Here is a 19068-nt window from a genome sequence, read left to right as displayed (position 1 = left end):
GAGTAGTATGATGATGATAATTTCGCTCTTTGGAGCCATTATCTTATTTTTCACCTTTCTGTATTTTGTTCCAGTCAATCTTTGGATCACTGCAGTATTTTCTAATGTGCGTGTTGGATTGGCGGAGCTTGTGTTCATGCGAATCAGAAAAGTACCTCCATCATTAGTAGTGAACTCCTTGATCACGGCAACTAAGGCCGGTCTGACTGTTACGTCGAATGAATTGGAAACACACTATTTAGCAGGAGGCAATGTGCCAACTGTGATTAAAGCTCTGATCTCTGCCGATAAGGCTAATATTGCTTTGGAATTTAATCAGGCAGCTGCGATTGATTTGGCAGGTAGAGATGTGTTTGAAGCAGTACAAATTTCTGTAAATCCCAAAGTGATCACCACACCAAGGGTAGCAGCTGTGGCATCTGATGGTATCCAGTTGATTGCTGTGGCCAGAGTGACTGTAAGAGCTAACCTGGCTCAGCTTGTAGGTGGAGCAGGAGAAGATACCATTTTAGCCAGAGTAGGAGAAGGGATTGTGACTTCTATTGGCTCTGCTGTGACGCACAAGGAGGTGCTGGAAAACCCAGACAAAATATCGAAGTTGGTCTTAAGTCGTGGATTGGATGCTGGTACAGCTTTTGAAATTCTATCGATTGACATTGCAGATGTAGACGTTGGGAAAAATATTGGTGCTGATCTTCAGACTGACCAAGCTGCTGCTGATCTGAAGGTAGCGGAAGCCAAAGCTGAAGAGCGTCGAGCTATGGCAGTTGCAGTAGAGCAAGAAATGAAGGCCAAAGCGCAAGAAGCTAGAGCCAAAGTGATCGAAGCTGAGGCAGAAATTCCAAAAGCTATGGCTCAGGCATTTATTGATGGCAACTTGGGTATCATGGATTATTACAAAATGGACAACATCAAGGCGGATACCGAAATGAGAGAGTCTATTTCTAAACCAAAAAGCTCAGGGTCTGGCAAAAAGCCAAGTAAATAAGCACTGAATAATATTATTGACGGGCATCCTCGGAGACTTACCAGGCATTAGTTGTGTAATGCGACCAATGATCTGGATTTCGAGGATGCCCGTTTTTTTTATGCTCAAATTAATGGCTGCCACTCTGCTGGTATTCTTTTGCCTGATCCAGAATGCATCTGCTCAAAAGATTACCATCCATGGACAAATACTTGATGGTATGAGCCTGGAAGAACTGGCCAATGTTCACGTTTATCTTACCGAGCACTTGGGTACCACCACTACTCATGAGGGACGATTCGAATTTCAGGTCAATCACTTGGATACCCTGCACTTCAGGCTTGTTGGATATGATTCGCTGTCTTTGGTGGTTACTAGTGTAGAAGAAGTACAAAAGGTTATTCTGGCAATGCACAGGAGCACGATTATTTTGAATGATGTAGAAATTTCTTCTGACTTTCAAGCCAATACCATTATCAAACAGCCAGAACGCGAAGTGTACTATGTACCTGGCGTCAAATATTCTAACAAACCTACAGAGAAGGATTATCATATGGGTTTGGCAGCAGTAGGTAGTCCTATGACAGCTCTTTACAGAGCCTTCAGCAAGCAGTATAAACAGGAAAAGAAGAATTACTTATACCTAAAAGAAAAGCAAGCGGAAGATATAGTGTATAGTAAGGCCAAGGCCAATTTGGATGACGCCTTTGATCAGATGGATCAATACTTTGATGAATATTATTACAGGGATTTTATGCAGTATTCAGGACTGACATTGAAACGTGTGGCTGAGTCTTCTGTATATGATTTGCTACAAATATTGCCTGATGCCATTGTGAAGTACAATGAGTATTTAGAAACTCGAGAGGAGGAAAAATAAAAAGCACGAGACTTGCGACTCGTGCTTTTCCAGCGAACAACCCAACTTCACTTAGTTTTTAAGGTTTCTCAAAAACGCTTGACACTGTTGTTCACTTCCAAGATATTTTTTTCGCTCTCCTATGACGGCATACCAAACATTCTCTTCATTGCTGAAGAGCAACCTAATTCCCTTTGATATTAAAGATTGCGAAATACTCATAGCTGGTGAGTTTTTAAACTGATCTTGTGAATAGCAAAATTGCCGCATTCTCATCAAAGCTGAAATAGAGTAAAACCGTAAATGTGAATTAGGGGATTCTCTTAGAAATGAAATTTCATATCGCCAAAATCCTAAAACCTGGTACCCAGTACCACAGTCTCTTTTTCAATAGATTTATTGCCCTGACCATCAAATGTCTCGAAAATCACTACGTAATAGCCTACTGATGCAAGGTTACCTTGATTAGTGGTTCCATCCCAGGTGAAAAATCCTGTGGTTGAAAGCAATTCACCCTCAGCCAATGTTTTGATGAGTACTCCATTGACTGAATAGACGTGGACGTTGGCAAAGTTGCCAGACTGGGCTAATTGATAATTGATAGTTGTATAATCATTGAAGCCAGTACTGTCTGGAATGAATACTCGTGGATCAATAGAAACTGTAGCAGAGGATTGGTTGGCGGACATGATTTGCGAATTGGTTACTCCTGGAGTGGCAAATCCTACTGTACTCGCAGCTGACCTCCAGCTATCTGGGTTTGTACTTTCTGCCTCAAAAGAGACCCTTTCCAATGATACACCATTGTCATCATCTAGGAGGTTGAAATGGTAATCGTCCTCATATTTCATTTCGTCAATAAGCAGGCCTTCACTACTGATTAGTAATACAGAGTCTTCATTATCTGCCAGACTTGGAAAGGAATTCATAGTGGCCATTCGGGAGTTATCACCCTTAGGATATTCAGTGATCAGAATGGCAGGGTCTGGCGATAGAGCCAAATACTCAAATGGATTGAGAACCAGATTTTCATGAGTTATCACTTTTTGATCATTTAGTTTATCACCAAGCATCCAGTCTTTTAGGTTAATGGCTTTTTCAGAGTTATTGTAAATTTCAACAAAATCAACTCCTCCTACTCTGGGATTAAAAAGTACTTCATTAATGACAATGTCTTTTGGATCAGCTGATTCAGGGAGTCTGAATGCAGCTGAATTTTGTTCAGCATCTATGCCATTGGATAAGCAGTCCGAGAGGTTGGATAGCTCAATTTCGTATGACTGCCCAGATTCCAGTTCTTCTGCCAAAGTGATCTCTATTTGTATATTTTCTGGTTCAACTAGTGTAGAATTAGAAAAGGCTTTAGAAGGGCTGAGAAGAATCTGAGCATTGGCGAATGAATCTGGGTGCAGCTTTTCATTTATGGTCAGTTCAATGGAGTTTTCAGTTGTGGCAATTGCAGAAATTAACTGGGGACCGAAATGGTCGGGATTTGATGCCAGAACCGAATTTGGCAATCCTGGTGTGCCACCAAGCGCATGAGCAGATGCTGTCCAATTACTATATTCTCCACAGGGATTGCTTGTATCAATCATTTCCAGTGACCAGCCGCCCTCTTCTTTGTCACTGTCCTTGTACCAATCTGTTGAATAGGAAGTGCTAAAGATGAGTTGATCGTTTGTGTACAGTGAAATGGTTTCTCCTGTATTATTTAAAGATGGAAAACTGGTAACTCCTATGACAGAAACGTATGAAAAATCAGATACTCCAGAGTTGGAAGTTAGCACCAGATGAGCTCCACTTTCAATTTCTCCAGAAACGATGGTGGCCACTCCACCTTCATCCACAATGCTAATCCCAGCCAGTGAAATGGTTTCTTCAGTGGTATTATAAATTTCCAGATATTCCTTGTCAGATAAGCCTACTTCAGGGGTAGGATCAGCCATAATTTCAGTGATGATTAAATCTCCAAAACCTGGAGTTGCTGCAGCTTCAAAAGTAAAATCAATGCTATAATCTAAGAGTACATTGTCTGCCAAGTCTTCGATATGGTCGAGAGTCAGCGTGTAGTTGGTGCCTTCAAGAAATGAGCTGGAAAAATCGAGTAATACAGAAGAATCTGCTTCGTCATACTTTGCAGAAATTGGATATGCAATATCAGGCGCAACGTGATAATTGAATAGAAACTCTGCAGACGTTTCATTGAGCAGTTCTGAATATCGCAGCCAAACGGAGTTTTCGTCTAGAACCTGGTGGTCTACAAGACTCGCGGGTGTTAGGTCTTTGATGGCAGTGATAGAATAATTTGGCAGCGCATTTCCGAATTCATTAATGAGGCTTTGCCAAGAGATTTGGTATGAGATATCTGCTGTCAAGGCATGCTCAAATGTGAGTCTAAGTATTTCGGAATTCTCACTATCAATGACAGCCGCCAGGCAATTGCCAAGTGTCGGAGAAGCACTAAAATCAGCTGTGGACAATACTTGATCTTCATCCAAACCCACTTCAAATTCCAATACGATCGTTCGGTCACCCACTAGAGAACTGTTCGAAATTCGACTGTCAAAATGAAAACTGTAAGTATTTATTGAAAGGGGGTTTGAATTTTGATCAGTCAGACTTTCTACATTCAAGGCATTATCAGTATCGTCTTCTACCTGAGTGGGAAAAGTGACTGTTGCCACTCGGTCTTCTAGAAAGTCAATACTTACTGCCTCTTCTCCATTCAACATATAATTGGATAAGGCACTTTTGGTATTTGAATCAGGGATTTTATTGAATTCTAATTGGAGACTTGTTTGATCCATGGGCTGAATCCTGCCAATGTAAAAAACATCATAATCGAAAGTAGTTGAGATAACAGAGGTAATTGAATTTTTCCTCTGATCTTCCATGTCAGAAACTTCTAGAACAATCTCAGCCTCTTCGGGCAAATCATTGTTCAGTTCCAAATAAACTTGATCTTGATACTCTAAGTTCAGCGTTGCGCTAAGTGGCTGCTCTCCTCCTACAGAATAATTGGTCACATTTTCAGCCGTGCTTTGATCTATATTTTCATTAAACCAAAGAACGATTTCATTAGCTGATCTAACTCTAATACTGTCGAGCTGTGGCTCAAAGACATCATAAACTAATTCTTGTTTGATACGGGTTTTGATTTCATTTCCATAAAGATCTTTGATCTCATCAATATATAATTCAAAGACCACTTCTCTTTCGAAATCCTGATCGAACGTGAGAAGTACAGTTTGCTGATCTTCTTCTAAAATGGCTTCGACTGGGAATATTTCATCATATTCATAGTTTTCTTTTGATTGAGCAGATTGAGAGCCTACTTTTTCGGCAAATATTACGTCAAGGGTTGTAGATGATGTCACATAAATGGTGTCGATTTTTGGTGGGGAAGTATCATAAACAAAATTTATTTCTGGCGTAGTCAAATATCCTCCATCATCATTCTGTATGTCACTGATGTTGAGGGTTAGCTCTTTGTTATCATCAAAATTATTGGCGAAAGCCAAATGAATCAGACGGTCATTACTGCCATCAAAAAAGGCACTGGATGGATTCCCCACGTCGTCATTCACTTCATAGTTGTCTGGGTCAATTGCGCTACTTTCTTCAAGATCTTCACTGAAATAAATATCCAGCAGGTTGATACCTATCACATAGACACTGTCCACATCTTGAGCGTAAGTAAAAGTGGGTGAGAGAGCAGATACCAAGGCATTTCCTTGGGTGTCTTCTAGGTTTTCGACTGTGAGCGTGTGCTCAACTTCCAAAGAAAAATCATCCTCAAAAATTAAACTCACCAAAGAAAAATCAGTTTCACTAAGCTCTGCTGACGAGGGGTTTCCACCAGAGTGGTTGGATGTATAGTTGCTTTCCGTTTCAGCCACGGCTTGATTCAAATTTTCATTGAATAGTATATCAATTTGATTGGTGGACATCACAATGACACGCTCCAATTCTGGCGGATTAGTATCGTGGCTGAAGGACAAACTATTGGTTTCAGCTGCATTGCCTTCACAGTCTGTGGCTCCAGTCACAGTAATTACGTAGGTAGTGCCACTGGTCAAGTCTGGGGTCACATCAACCCAAGTTGAAAAGAAACCTGGACTGATGGGGGTGATGCCGTTCTCAGAAATGCCATTGTCAAAAGTATAGGAGGCACCATTTAATGACGTTTCATCCATGGGCTCGTCAAAGGTGAGTAAAAGGGTGTTGGCATCTGTGGAGGTAAAACCGACAAGATTAGGGCCATCAGTATCTGCTGTGTTGTCATAAACTGAATTTTGGGTGCCAGGAGTTCCTCCGTCTGCGTCATTGGATGCAGTCCAGTTGTTTTCATAACTGCAAGTCAATTCAGGGTTGATTTGTTCTAGGGAGTAGCCTCCATCGTCCTTTTCAGAATCCTTGTACCAGCTTGGATTATATGACACTGAGTCTACAGTATTACCCAGATTATCTAACAAGGTAAGGGCTTCTCCTCCATCCGTCAATGAGAAACTACTTAAGCCCATAATATTGCCGGAAAATTCACCAACGTTGCTTGTGCTAGTGAGAATCAGGTAGTCTTGAGATTCAAGGACAAAGTCATCTAGTGTTTTTGAATCAATAGTGAAACCACCAATATTGATAGCCTGAGAAGATGAGTTGTACAGTTCAAGGTATTCAGCACTTGGGAGTCCGATTTGTGGAGAGACGTCAGCAAAAATTTCGTTAATTACAATATCTCTGAACGGGGTTTGCTTTTCAACACTCAAGGTTTGATTTAGATTAGAAATAATGTCATCATCTGCGTCATTTTCAACCTGATCAATATTTAGTGTATAGCTATTATTTACAAAATCTTCGGAAAAGATAAGAACTACTTCATCAAGATTGGTGATATCTCTTTCTGCAGAAATTGGACTACCATAGCCATAGTTTATAGAATAATTTGAAAGTGTTTCTCCTGAAATTTCATCTACATTTTGGTTGAAGGTAATACGGATCGAATTGGAATCTTCTAGCGCTATAGAAGCCACAGTAAAACCAACTACATAAATATCATCAAAATAAATGGCTGATTTTCTTGAGTCTATATATTCACAAAAAATGCCGAAGTATGACGTGTTAGTAAACTCATTATCTAAAGTTGACGTGCCTTCTTGGGTATAGTCACTTCCTCCTGAGGTGTCGTGAAAAAGCTCCCAATTCCCAGTGGCGTCTCTAATCACTTTCACTCTTACGTTTACTGAACTGGCATTAATTACATCATCAGTTCCATCAATCACATACTCCTCAGTGGTGCCATTTTGTTTATACAAACTGATTTCATCATCACTATCTCCAATCATAACAAAATAGCCATTCAATGAGCCAGTTAAATTTTCTTGGTCTGAAACAAGATAAACCTTGGCTAGACTCGTTGAGGAGGGGTTGAAATCAAAATGCGTCAAAAACTCCCATGTAGTTTCTCCTAGCTTTGTCTGCGATGTAGATAAATACGATTCGCCAGCTGTAGCAGCATCAAGCTGTAATTCAAAACCAGAAGCATCAAAGTCCGTGTCATCACCTGCCCAGGCAGGGTCATTGGAAAAGTCGCCATCTGCAAAATCATCACTCACCTGAGCCAGAGATAGCTGAAAATAAAACAAGCAGAGTAGTGTGATTAGGTATCTCATTGAAATGGGTTCCAACTACTAAAATAATGAGAATTGATCAACCTTGATAGGACAGACAATTTTCTGGTGTTATGAATTTATTATTTATTGCGTTTGGATTCGTATTTCACGGATTCGTCAAGAATTAGTGCTTCTTGAATTACAGGGATCAGATGGGTCAGGTTTATATCTTCTAGGCTAGAATAGGTAATGCCAGCTACCTGCTTACGTTTTTTAAAGTCTAGCAGCCCGTTTTCATTGGATAGCTCAATGGCACGGAGGAAGCACAGTTCTATTCCTCCCATTTTGAGAGGGTTCAAATAACACACCCAGCTTTTCTGAAAGTAGAAAGGGATTCCATATCTAAGCTTGGATTCCATCCTGTCATTATTCATAATGATGTCATTTAGGACAGTCATAATTTCTCCTTGCGTCCCTTCAATGTTTGTTATGTATGCATCAACATTTGTCATTCGTTCTTAGCTGCTAGCTTTTGTTCTCCAAATTTAATAATTTGAATCTGGTCAGAATTCTAAAATTATAGCCATGATTAAATTTTTTATTCGCAATGCTCGCCGTAACAAATTGTATTATGGTATCAATCTGATAGGGCTTGTTCTAGGGGCTACCTCTACGATTTTCATTTTTCTCTATTTGCAAAGCGAACTGACTTATGACAGTCACTATAGCCATGCAGATCGAATATACAGAGTGGCGCTCAACCGCGTCTATCCCAATAATGAAGTGGGCTGGGCTTCAATTCCCGCACCCGTGGGGCCAGCACTTCAAGAAAATTTTCCTGAAATGGAAAATGTCAGCCGGATGATGGGTGCTGATGTGGAGGTAACCATTGACCATCACTTGTTTATTGAGAAAAAGGGTCTTTATGCTGACCCTGACTTCTTCAGGATATTTGATTTGAAGGTATTGGACGGAGATATTCAAACTGCTTTGAGCCAACCACGCCAACTGGTTTTGACCGAAAAATTGGCTATGAAATACTTCAAGACCACTCAGGCTGTTGGGAAGCAATTGGCCGTACGGGATAGCCTCAATTATCAAGTAAGCGCAGTTATTCAAGACCTTCCTGACAACTCTCATTTTGAGGCAGATTTGATCTTGCCAATGCAGGACTCTTTCGAACCAAGATACCATAACGAGTGGGGTACAGCCTTTTTCTTTTTTACTTATGTGAAACTAAAAGAAGGAATTGCACGCTCCCAGCTAGAATCTAAGGCGCGACAATTTTTACTGCAGCAAATGGCTGAAAGAACAAGTGGGATGGATTTTGACAAATGGCTGAAAGAAGGAAACAGCTATGACTATTTCTTGCAGCCACTCACAGATATTCATTTGACTTCAAACCTCAGATGGGAATTCATGTCTAATGGCAACAAGAGCAATGTCCAGCTTTTTTTGGCTGTGGGTATTTTCATTATAATCATCTCATGCATCAATTATATTAACCTATCCACTGCAAAAGCTGGCAAGCGCATGAAGGAGTTGGGACTCAAGAAAATAATGGGAGCCTCACGTTTTGGGCTCGTCAGGCAGCTCCTCGTAGAATCCGTGATAGTGACTTTGATTTCTGGTATTCTCGCTCTGCTCCTCTCTTTTCAGATACTTCCATTTTTCAATGAGCTATCTGGCAAATTATGGGACTTGGATGTATTAATTGAGCCCTTATTTTTGGTTTTAGTCATTTCTTTTTCTTTGATATTGGGTGTGGTTGCTGGAATTTACCCAGCACTTAAACTCTCCAGTGTTTATCCCACAGAAGTGATAGGCTCCAGTACAAAAGGAAGTACAGAATCTGCCCAAGAACGCTGGATAAGAAACATTCTGGTTGGATTGCAATTTGGTGTTTCATTGGTAGTCATCGTTTCCACACTCGTCGTTTATAAGCAGAATGAATATCTGCAGACTGTAGATCTTGGATATGATAAAGAGAATTTATTGGTTATTGAAAATGCGTATGAGCTAAATCAAAGGGCAGAGGTATTCAAAAATGAGCTGGTCAAGTCTCCTCATATATTACAGGGTACTGGTGTATCTTCTGTTCCAGGATTTGTGAATGGGGCTACCACATATACTACAGTAGAAAGTGAAGGCAATCCAGTCAATGTGTCTTTTTTATTTGCTAATGATGAGCAAAGTGTGGACATATTTCGACTTTCCCTCTTGGCTGGTAGAAATTATCGCGCTGGGGATTTTACGGATACCACCCGTAGTGTAATCATCAATGAAGAAGCCATGCGTCAGTTTGGTTGGACTGCACCAGAGCAGGCCATAGAAGCTTCTATTAAAAACACCAATGGCACCAGATTACTGAAAGTAATAGGCGTAGTACAAGATTTTCACATTCATTCATTGCATGAGGCTATTCGTCCCCTAGTAATTTCTACAGGTATGAGACGAGTGAATAAATTGGTGTTTAAAATCAAAGAGAGCCAGGCTCAACTGGCCGTGGATGAAATGACGAAGCATTGGAACTTATTTTCCTCGGATAAAACTGTGGAATACTCTTTTTTGGATTCCAAATTGGAAACGCTGTATGAGAGCGAGTCGCACACCCAAGAATTGTTTTCAATCTTTACGCTATTGGCGATTTTTCTTGCTGGTTTTGGTATGTATGGGTTATCAGCATATCTCACTGAGTTAAAACGAAAAGAAGTAGCCATTCGAAAAACTCTGGGTGCTTCTGAGCTATGGATATTGAAATATTTCACATTTAAGCAATTATCTGTCATGCTACTGTCTGTACTGATAGGGTTACCAATTGCTCATTATTTGGGAAATGAATGGTTAAGCAATTTTGCCTATCGTATTGAAATAGGTTTGAATCTTCTGCTTATCTCTGTGGGCACCATCATTGTGATAGGCCTTGTATCTATTGGTTGGTATTCTGTAAAGGCAGCACTAGAAAATCCCGTGAATATGCTGAGGGAATAATAGTCATCCTTCTCAAGTCTTATCAATATATTTGTTGTTCAAACAACAGAACCTCATTGAAATGATTAGACTGACAGCGCTCGTACTTTTTTATTTCCTTTCAGCCAATCTTATGGCCCAAACTCCCTGCGTAGATGGCATGGCTGGTGATTATCCTTGTCAAAATGTAACCTTACTAGGACATTTATCTACAGATGACCTCTTAGCTGAGCTAGAAGGTGGTATTTATCTGAATGATATTTGGGGCTGGACAGATCCTGACACCAATAAGGAATATGCCATAGTAGGGATGGCCAACGGAACTTCATTTGTTGACATTACTGATCCTACAGATCCTATCATGTTAGGAATGCTTCCTGAACATAATTCAATAGAGTCATCTCAAGCCAATTCCTCCAGACTGAAAGGAGGCAACTCTGTGTGGCGTGATATGAAGGTGTATAAAAATCATGCGTATATCGTGAGTGAGGATCCAGGACATGGCATGCAAGTTTTTGATTTGACAGACCTGAGAGACTTAGGTTCTCCAGATGTGCCTTATACATTTACTGAAGCTGGTCACTATGACGGAATTGGGGATGCACATAATATCGTGATCAATGAAGAGACAGGTTTTGCCTACGTAGTAGGAGCCAGGGGTGCTTCTACGTGTGGCTCTGGTGGTTTGCACATTGTCAATATTCAGGATCCAAAAAACCCAGTTTATGAGGCCTGCTTTGATAATGACGGCTATACACACGACGCCCAATGTGTCGTCTACAATGGGCCTGATACTAACTATGTAGGAAAAGAAATTTGTTTTAATTCAAACGAAGAGTCCGTCACCATTGTAGATGTGGATGATAAAACAGAGCTGACTATGATAGCAACTGTGAGCTACGAAGGAGTTAAATATACCCACCAAGGGTGGTTGACAGAGGATCATAGGTATTTTATTTCCAATGATGAGTTGGATGAAATAAATAATGTGACTAGTACAACGAAAACATTTATCTGGGATGTACAGGATTTAGATAATCCAGTGTTAATTGAAGTTTACGATCACAGGACAGGCTCAATTGACCACAACTTGTATATCGTAGATGACATGATGTACCAATCCAATTACACAGCTGGTTTAAGAGTATTTGATGTATCTCAAGTGGACAAAGGTTTTATTAGAGAAGCAGGTTATTTCGATACTTATCCCACAAATGACAATGTGAGTTGGCTAGGCAGCTGGAGCAACTATCCTTTTTTCGAAAGTGGGACTATTGCAGTTAGTGACATTACAAATGGGCTTTTTTTATTGGCTGTAGATTATAGCTCCACCTACATAGTGCATCAGCCAGAAGACTTTGAAGGCTGTGAGGAAGAAGAAATCCATGTCTGGTTTGAAGTGGCTGGTGATGGCCTGAACTACCAATGGCAGTATGACTTGGGTTCAGGTTTTGTAGATATTGATAATGAAGTACAGTATTCAAATATAAACTCAAATGTTCTCATAATAAATGAAGGACATGTAGATCAAAACGGTCTTAATTTTAGATGTGTGGCCACGGATGGTGAAGTAGAATATGTGAGTGAAAGCGCTGTGCTTACGCTCAACAATAAGCCAACACCTGCATTTGAATTCATTGTCACCAACAACAACGTGGTATTTTCTAATACCTCCGTTGAGGCAGATACTTATGAGTGGGATTTTGGAGATGGTTCATCAAAATCTACTTTTTCATCTCCTTCACACAGTTACCCACTTACTTCAGATAGTTACACTGTCGTGCTAACAGCCGGAAATGGTTGTGGTACTCGATCCATTGAAAAAGGTATTTCATTGGTGGTTACTCATGTTGAAAGCACGCCTGCCAGCATGGTCATCTATCCTAACCCAACGCATTCTTTCATTCAGATTAGAACAGGAAAGGGTGACGAGTGGCTGAGATACACTGTGCTCAATGCCTGTGGTCAGGTAGTTTTATATGGCAAAACCAATTCGGGAGAAGGGCAAGCCATTGATGCAAGTAGCTTGTTTGCAGGTATTTATTTGATAGAGATAGAAGACAATAAAGGAAACAAAGTGCGAGAAAAGCTGCTCGTCAAGTAGTAGCAGTTGGATTGTGTTAGGATTTTTGAGAACCTTATTTAATTAGTTAATAATTTAACAATCAGTCAATTTCATTAACATAATTGAAAAATTTCATGTTTTCTCTGCGCACGTTCTCAATGGAATTATACTAATTTTGAGTCCTCAATAAAAAAGTAAAGAAGTGAAGTTAGCTGTAGTTGGAGCCACGGGCTTGGTTGGATCAGAAATCCTGGAAGTTCTCAAAGAAAGAAATTTTCAATACGACGAATTGTTGTTGGTTGCCTCTGCCCGCTCTGTGGGTAAAGTGGTAGAATACCAAGGCAAGGCACATACGATCATTGGATTGGAAGATGCAGTAGCAGCCAAGCCAGACGTTGCTATCTTTTCTGCGGGAGGCAGTACCTCATTGGAGTGGGCTCCTAAGTTTGCGGAAGTAGGCACTATTGTTATCGACAACTCCTCAGCCTGGAGAATGGATCCAACCAAAAAATTGATTGTTCCAGAGATTAATGGATCAGCAATAATGATAGACGATCGAATCATTGCCAACCCCAACTGCTCAACTATTCAGATGGTCTTGGTACTTGGGCCATTGCACGAGCGATATGGAATCAATCGCGTGATCGTATCTACTTATCAATCTGTGACTGGTTCTGGAAAAGGTGCAGTAGATCAAATGATGGCAGAGCGAAATGGCGAGACACCTGACATGGTTTACCCTCACAAAATTGACATGAATGTATTGCCACACATTGATGTATTCCAAGAAAATGGATACACAAAGGAGGAAATGAAAATGACTAATGAAACGGTCAAAATTCTGGGCGATCCAAACGTAAAAGTTTCTGCCACCTGCGTGAGAATCCCAACCATGGGGGGTCATTCAGAGGCAGTGAATATTGAATTCGACAATCCTTATGACTTGACAGAGGTGAGAGAGATTTTGTCTAAAGTTCCTGGCCTAGTGATTCAAGACGACGTAGCCAACAATGTGTACCCTATGCCATTGACAGCACATAAGAAGGACGAAGTATTCGTGGGCAGAATCAGAAAAGACGAGTCTAAAGAAAATGCATTGAACCTATGGATTGTAGCAGACAATCTAAGAAAAGGAGCAGCTACCAATGCCGTTCAAATAGCACAATACGTATCTGAGCACAATCTGGTACTCTAAGAAGAAACCTATTTTAGTTATTCGTGTGAATAAGCCATTCGCACAAAGAAAAGGCTGGTTCGAATGTTTTAGATTTGAGCCAGTTTTTTTATGTCCAATTCACTTATAGATATACTTAGTTCCTCCAAAGTCAAGGAATTTATTCAAACCCATTTGAATGATGACCCTGTGGCTTTAGTACTACAATCAAAAAAATATCCTGAACTACCCATTCGGGAAATAGTGGCTCAAATACAATCCAGAAAGAAGGCTCAAACTAAATTGCCAGAGTGGTTTGCCCATGAGGAAGTTATTTTTCCACATGGCGTATCCATGGAGCAGTGTTCATCTGAAGAAACAGCAAAATATAAGGCGGGCTTAGTTCGTGGAAAATCAGTTTCTGATTTGACGGGTGGATTTGGAATTGACTTATTCTACCTTTCTCAGCAGTTCGAAAAGGCACATTATATAGAGAAATCTCAGGAGCTTGTCGAATTGGCCAATCATAACTTTGAAAACCTAAAAGCCAAAAATATTGAGTTGGTCAATACCTCAGCAGAAGAATATCTGACAAAAGAAACAGAATCAGCTGATCTTTACTTCATTGATCCTGCCCGCAGGGACGAAACCAATCAAAAGGTCTTTCAAATAGAAGATTGTACACCAGACTTGAATTTGATCATTCCGCTCTTGCTCAAGCGCAAGGCAGAGGTGCTTATCAAACTGTCCCCCCTTTTAGATATTCGTTTGGCCCTTGAAGTACTTTCAAATGTAAAAGAGGTACACGTGGTTTCTGTGAAGAATGAGTGCAAGGAATTGTTGTTTCTAATTGCTCCATCACATCAGGGTTCTGCTGAGCGCATTGCAGTGAATTTGACGAAAGATCAAAAAGAGACCTTTGTATTTTCAGATGCTCAAGAGGAAGTAGTACCTCAATTCAGCCTACCACTGGATTTCCTTTATGAACCTAACGCTTCCATCATGAAAGCAGGAGGGTTCAATGCTGTTTCGCATGCATTTAACATTAAGAAACTTAATCGTAATTCTCATCTATATACTTCTGATGCTGTAGTCAAAAATTTCCCTGGCAGAACTTTTAAAATCATTGATCAAACGGTCTTGAATAAGAAAAAACTCAAGCCTTTTTTGCCCCAGAGCAAAGCAAACATCACCGTTCGCAACTATCCCATGACTGTCAAAGAAATCCGAAAGAAGACAGGCATTAGGGAAGGCGGAGAAGTGTACCTATTTGCAACTACCCTTATGGATGGAGGCTTGGCCGTTTTGGTTTGCGAAAAGCTTTGAGCTAATCCTGGATCAAGGAGATTCACTTTCTTTAAGGACTCTATCATGATGGGTGCGATGGTCTTGCGATTGATAATTGACGTACTAACGTACGTTAGTGTCAAAATACCCTTAAATCTCTTCCAGGGGCATTTTTTGCTTTATTAGTATATTAAATATATATTGTGGAATTATTCTAATACAGAATAATCTTTTTATACATAACCTAACCCAAATGCATACCTTATTATATTCGGTATTTACCGAAATATTCTATCGGAAATTCTGCTATTGTTTCTCTAATAGCTTTTCGATTTCACACCCTTTTCTATTGGATTCAATATTGTCTAACAGCAGCTAGACATGTTAATCATACTAATCTATTATTCAACTAAACCCTATTTATTATGAAAAAAGTGTTATCTACACTTTTGGTAGCAGCAAGTGTCTGTTATCAAGGATTTGCACAGGACAAGTCCAAATCTTTTATCCAGCTAGAATCTAGCCAAGGACGATTATCCAAAACTGAATTGCTCAGGGCGGAGCTTAATATGAACGATTCCGAAGAGATGAGAATGCTTAAAACGGAAGACGATCGATTAGGCTTCAGACATGAAAAATTCGAACACTTCTACAAAGGGATTAAAGTAGAGGGATCTACCTACACCATTCATTCTAAAGGTGGCGTGGCAACTCACATGACTGGAAATTACAAACCAGTAGAAAACCTAAACACGTCTCCTGCTATGTCAAAAGATGCAGCTTTGGATTTAGCCAAATCAGCAACTGAGGCTACAGAATTTGCCTGGGAGTCTTTGTCCAATGGTAAAGCCAATGAACAAAGACCTGAAGGAGAATTGGTGATTATTCAGAATACGGCCAATGGATATAAGTCGCGCTTGGCTTATAAATATCACATTCTTGGTGGTAAGCCTTTTGTAAATGCCTATGTCTATATAGATGCGGAAACTGGGGAGGTAGTGAGATACAACAGTAAGATCCATCAAGCGGATGCTGTTGGTTCTGCTGCTACCAGATACAGTGGTACGCAATCTATTCACACAGATAGCAATTCTGGGTCTTATAGATTGAGAGACTACTCTCGCGGCAATGGTGTCTTGACCTACGATGCCACCACAGCTACGAGTGCGAATAACATTACAGGGCGGCCAAATGGATCATCAGAATACACGGACAATGACAACAACTGGACTGCTGGTGAATACAACAACTCTGACAAAGACAATGCTGGATTGGATGCGCATTTTGCGGCTGAAGCTACCTATGATTTTTTTATGTCAAACTATGGTAGAGACAGTTATGATGGCAATGGCGCAGCCATTGAAAGTCACGTAAACACAGATATTGAGTCCGTGTATGGCTATCCATCAGGATACAATGACAATGCTTTTTGGACTGGATATGTGATGGTTTATGGAAAAGGAAACAGCCTAGATCCATTGACTACAGTTGATATCACTGCTCATGAAATTGGTCATGCATTCTGTACAGGTACGGCAGACTTGGTTTATGAAAAAGAGTCGGGTGCTATGAACGAAGGCCTTAGTGATATCTGGGGTGCTTGTGTAGAGTATTATGTGAACCAAACTTACGGGTTGAACAAGGATATTTGGAATCTCGGAACTGAGATTGGACAAACTTTCAGATCTATGTCAAACCCTAAGGCTTATGGTGATCCAGATACTTATGGTGGGACTTATTGGGTAAGCCAGAATTGCTCACCTAGTAGTGGCAATGATTATTGTGGTGTACACACCAACAGTGGGGTTACCAATCACTGGTTTTATGTGCTAGCTGCTGGAGAATCTGGCACGAACGATGTGAGCGATAGTTATAGCGTCACAGGTATTGGAGTAGATGATGCTGCAGCAATTGCCTGGAGAACAGAGTCAGTTTATCTAAACTCTACTTCTGATTATGCCGATTTCAGAACCTACTCTATCCAATCTTCCATAGAACTTTTCGGTTCGGGATCAGCACAGGAAATAGCAGTCACCAACTCATGGTATGCTGTAGGTGTTGGCTCTGAATATGTACAGACTTGTGCTTTAGCTGCCCCAGGTAGTTTTGCTTCATCTAGTGTAGGTGACAATGGTTTCACACTTTCTTGGAATAGCGTTTCTGGCGCAAGCAACTATACAGTTACAGTGGGAGGATCATCTTCTACCGTTTCAGGTACGAGCTATGTGGCATCAGGATTGAATGCAGGAACTCAGTATGCGTGTTCAGTTGTGGCTAATTGTTCTACAGGTGGCAATGGTGCTTCATCCAACTTGAACGTGACCACGACAGGTACTCCTCCAGTAAATTACTGTGCATCTAATGGCAACAACACTTCTGATGAATACATCAGTCGCGTACAGCTCAATACCATTGACAACAGTACTGGAGCATCTTCTGGTGGATATGGAGATTTCACTACGCAATCTACCAGCCTGACAAAAGGAGACGCTTACACTATTACCATCACTCCAACTTGGACAGGTTCAATTTACAATGAGGCCTATTCTGTTTGGGTAGATTACAACCAAGATGGAGATTTTACGGATTCTGGTGAGCAGGTATATACGCAATCAGCTACGCAGACGTCCCCAGTGGGTGGCTCTTTCACAGTGCCGTCAGGTGCTACTGAAGGAAACACAAGAATGAGAGTTTCAATGAAGTACAACGGAATTCCGACTTCTTGTGAGTCATTCCAGTATGGTGAAGTGGAAGATTATACCATCACGGTAGTGACTGGTTCTGCTGATACGGAGGCACCTTCGACTCCTACAGGATTGGCAGCTTCAGCTGTTACCCAAACTACTTTGACACTGAACTGGAATGCATCTACAGATAATGTAGGCGTGACTGGCTACGATGTCTATCAAGGAGCAACCAATATTGGTGAAGTGTCTACCACTACTGCGAATATCACGGGTCTGACAGCTGGTACTGCATATACTTTCAGTGTAAGAGCCAAGGATCTTGCTGGTAATATTTCAGCAGCCAGTAACACAGTAAATGTAACGACTCAAAGTGGAGGCATGACTTGTTCGTCTACTACTACAATTCCGTATGCTGAAGGATTTGAATCTGGATTTGGAGCCTGGGTCAACCAAAGTGGTGACGATTTGGATTGGACGAGAAGAACTGGATCTACTCCATCAAGCAGCACTGGGCCTAGTGGCGCATCTGAGGGTAGCTATTACATGTATGTGGAGGCTTCCAGCCCTAACTACCCAAGCAAGGTAACTCGTATAGAAAGCCCTTGTTATGACTTATCAGGAGAATCTGCTGCAAGCTTCTCTTTCAAATACCACATGTATGGATCCAATATGGGAAGCCTGACGCTAGAAGCAACTACAGATGGAAACAACTGGTCTTCTGTTTGGTCACAATCTGGAAACAAAGGCAACAGCTGGTTGACAGCTGATGTAAATATGGATTCATATACTGGAGAAACAGTAAAACTCAGGTTTGTTGGTGTTACAGGGTCAAACTATCGTGGAGATATGGCAGTGGATGACCTATCCTTTTCTGCTGGTGGTACTGGCGGAACAAACAGTGTAACCTTATCCATTACATTTGATAACTATCCAGAAGAAACCAGCTGGTCCATCATGAGTGGCAGTACGACAGTGGCTTCGGGTGGCACTTATGCCTCACAAGCTGATGGGTCTACGCTCAATGTGAATGTTGATCTTGCAGACGGATGCTATAGTCTGGTAATGAATGATTCCTATGGTGACGGTATTTGCTGTAGCTATGGCAGTGGTTCTTATACCTTGTCTGATGGAAGTACTACCCTGGCATCTGGAGGATCATTTGGTTCAAGTGAAACTACAGCATTCTGTGTTGGAGGAAGTGCATTCAATGGATTTGCCTCAGTTTCATCAGTGGGTACACCTGTCAGTGTTGACATGTACCCTAACCCAGTGGTTGGATATTTCTTAAATATCGTGACTACGAGAGAAGAAGTGGCTTATGCGATCACTGACCTGATGGGTAAGAATGTGGCCGCTGGACAACTGGTCAATAGTAAAGTAGATGTGAGTAGACTAAAGTCTGGTATCTATCTTATTCGCCTGGTTGATCATGGAGGAAAATCTGTAATTAAGAAGTTCTCTAAAGAATAAA

Annotated in this window: 9 protein-coding genes; 7 read left to right on the top strand and 2 right to left on the bottom strand. The window is 40.9% G+C overall.

Going from position 1 to position 19068, the window contains the following annotated elements; all coding sequences use genetic code 11:
- The first annotated feature begins 7 nt into the window (after positions 1 to 7).
- Together floA and B9A58_RS09230 are read left to right on the top strand one after the other, a co-directional pair.
- Positions 8 to 988, top strand: coding sequence for a flotillin-like protein FloA (gene floA / locus B9A58_RS09235; protein WP_394334426.1), 981 nt, complete (start codon positions 8 to 10; stop codon positions 986 to 988).
- 112 nt (positions 989 to 1100) lie between these two features.
- Positions 1101 to 1847, top strand: coding sequence for a carboxypeptidase-like regulatory domain-containing protein (locus B9A58_RS09230; protein ID WP_176214737.1), 747 nt, complete (start codon positions 1101 to 1103; stop codon positions 1845 to 1847).
- Between the two features lie 332 nt (positions 1848 to 2179).
- Here B9A58_RS09230 and B9A58_RS09220 read toward each other — a convergent pair whose 3' ends face one another.
- Positions 2180 to 7495, bottom strand: coding sequence for a lamin tail domain-containing protein (locus tag B9A58_RS09220; protein ID WP_084372561.1), 5316 nt, complete (start codon positions 7493 to 7495; stop codon positions 2180 to 2182).
- Between the two features lie 80 nt (positions 7496 to 7575).
- On the bottom strand, positions 7576 to 7947 hold the full coding sequence (locus B9A58_RS09215) for a DUF1801 domain-containing protein (protein WP_084372560.1): 372 nt from the start codon (positions 7945 to 7947) through the stop codon (positions 7576 to 7578).
- Positions 7948 to 8020: 73 nt separating this feature from the next.
- Between B9A58_RS09215 and B9A58_RS09210 the strand changes: the two genes are divergently transcribed.
- The 5 genes from B9A58_RS09210 to B9A58_RS09190 all read left to right on the top strand — a co-directional run bounded on the left by B9A58_RS09210 (position 8021) and on the right by B9A58_RS09190 (position 19067).
- A complete protein-coding gene (locus B9A58_RS09210; RefSeq protein WP_084372559.1) occupies positions 8021 to 10426 on the top strand; it encodes an ABC transporter permease in 2406 nt (801 codons plus the stop codon).
- Positions 10427 to 10487: 61 nt separating this feature from the next.
- Complete coding sequence (locus B9A58_RS09205) at positions 10488 to 12509, top strand: choice-of-anchor B family protein (protein WP_221407845.1); 2022 nt, start codon at positions 10488 to 10490, stop codon at positions 12507 to 12509.
- Between the two features lie 163 nt (positions 12510 to 12672).
- Positions 12673 to 13665 carry an aspartate-semialdehyde dehydrogenase gene (locus B9A58_RS09200; protein WP_084372557.1) on the top strand — a complete coding sequence of 331 codons (993 nt, stop codon included), beginning with the start codon at positions 12673 to 12675 and terminating at the stop codon, positions 13663 to 13665.
- Between the two features lie 90 nt (positions 13666 to 13755).
- Complete coding sequence (locus B9A58_RS09195) at positions 13756 to 14949, top strand: THUMP-like domain-containing protein (RefSeq protein WP_084372556.1); 1194 nt, start codon at positions 13756 to 13758, stop codon at positions 14947 to 14949.
- Between the two features lie 386 nt (positions 14950 to 15335).
- The gene (locus B9A58_RS09190; protein ID WP_084372555.1) at positions 15336 to 19067 is read left to right on the top strand and encodes a M4 family metallopeptidase; all 3732 of its coding nucleotides are present in this window, start codon (positions 15336 to 15338) and stop codon (positions 19065 to 19067) included.
- Position 19068 lies beyond the last annotated feature (1 nt).

Origin of the sequence: Reichenbachiella faecimaris (genome assembly GCF_900176375.1) — a bacterium.
In the GTDB taxonomy this organism is placed as follows: domain Bacteria; phylum Bacteroidota; class Bacteroidia; order Cytophagales; family Cyclobacteriaceae; genus Reichenbachiella; species Reichenbachiella faecimaris.
This window is presented reverse-complemented; position numbering and strand designations above follow the sequence as displayed.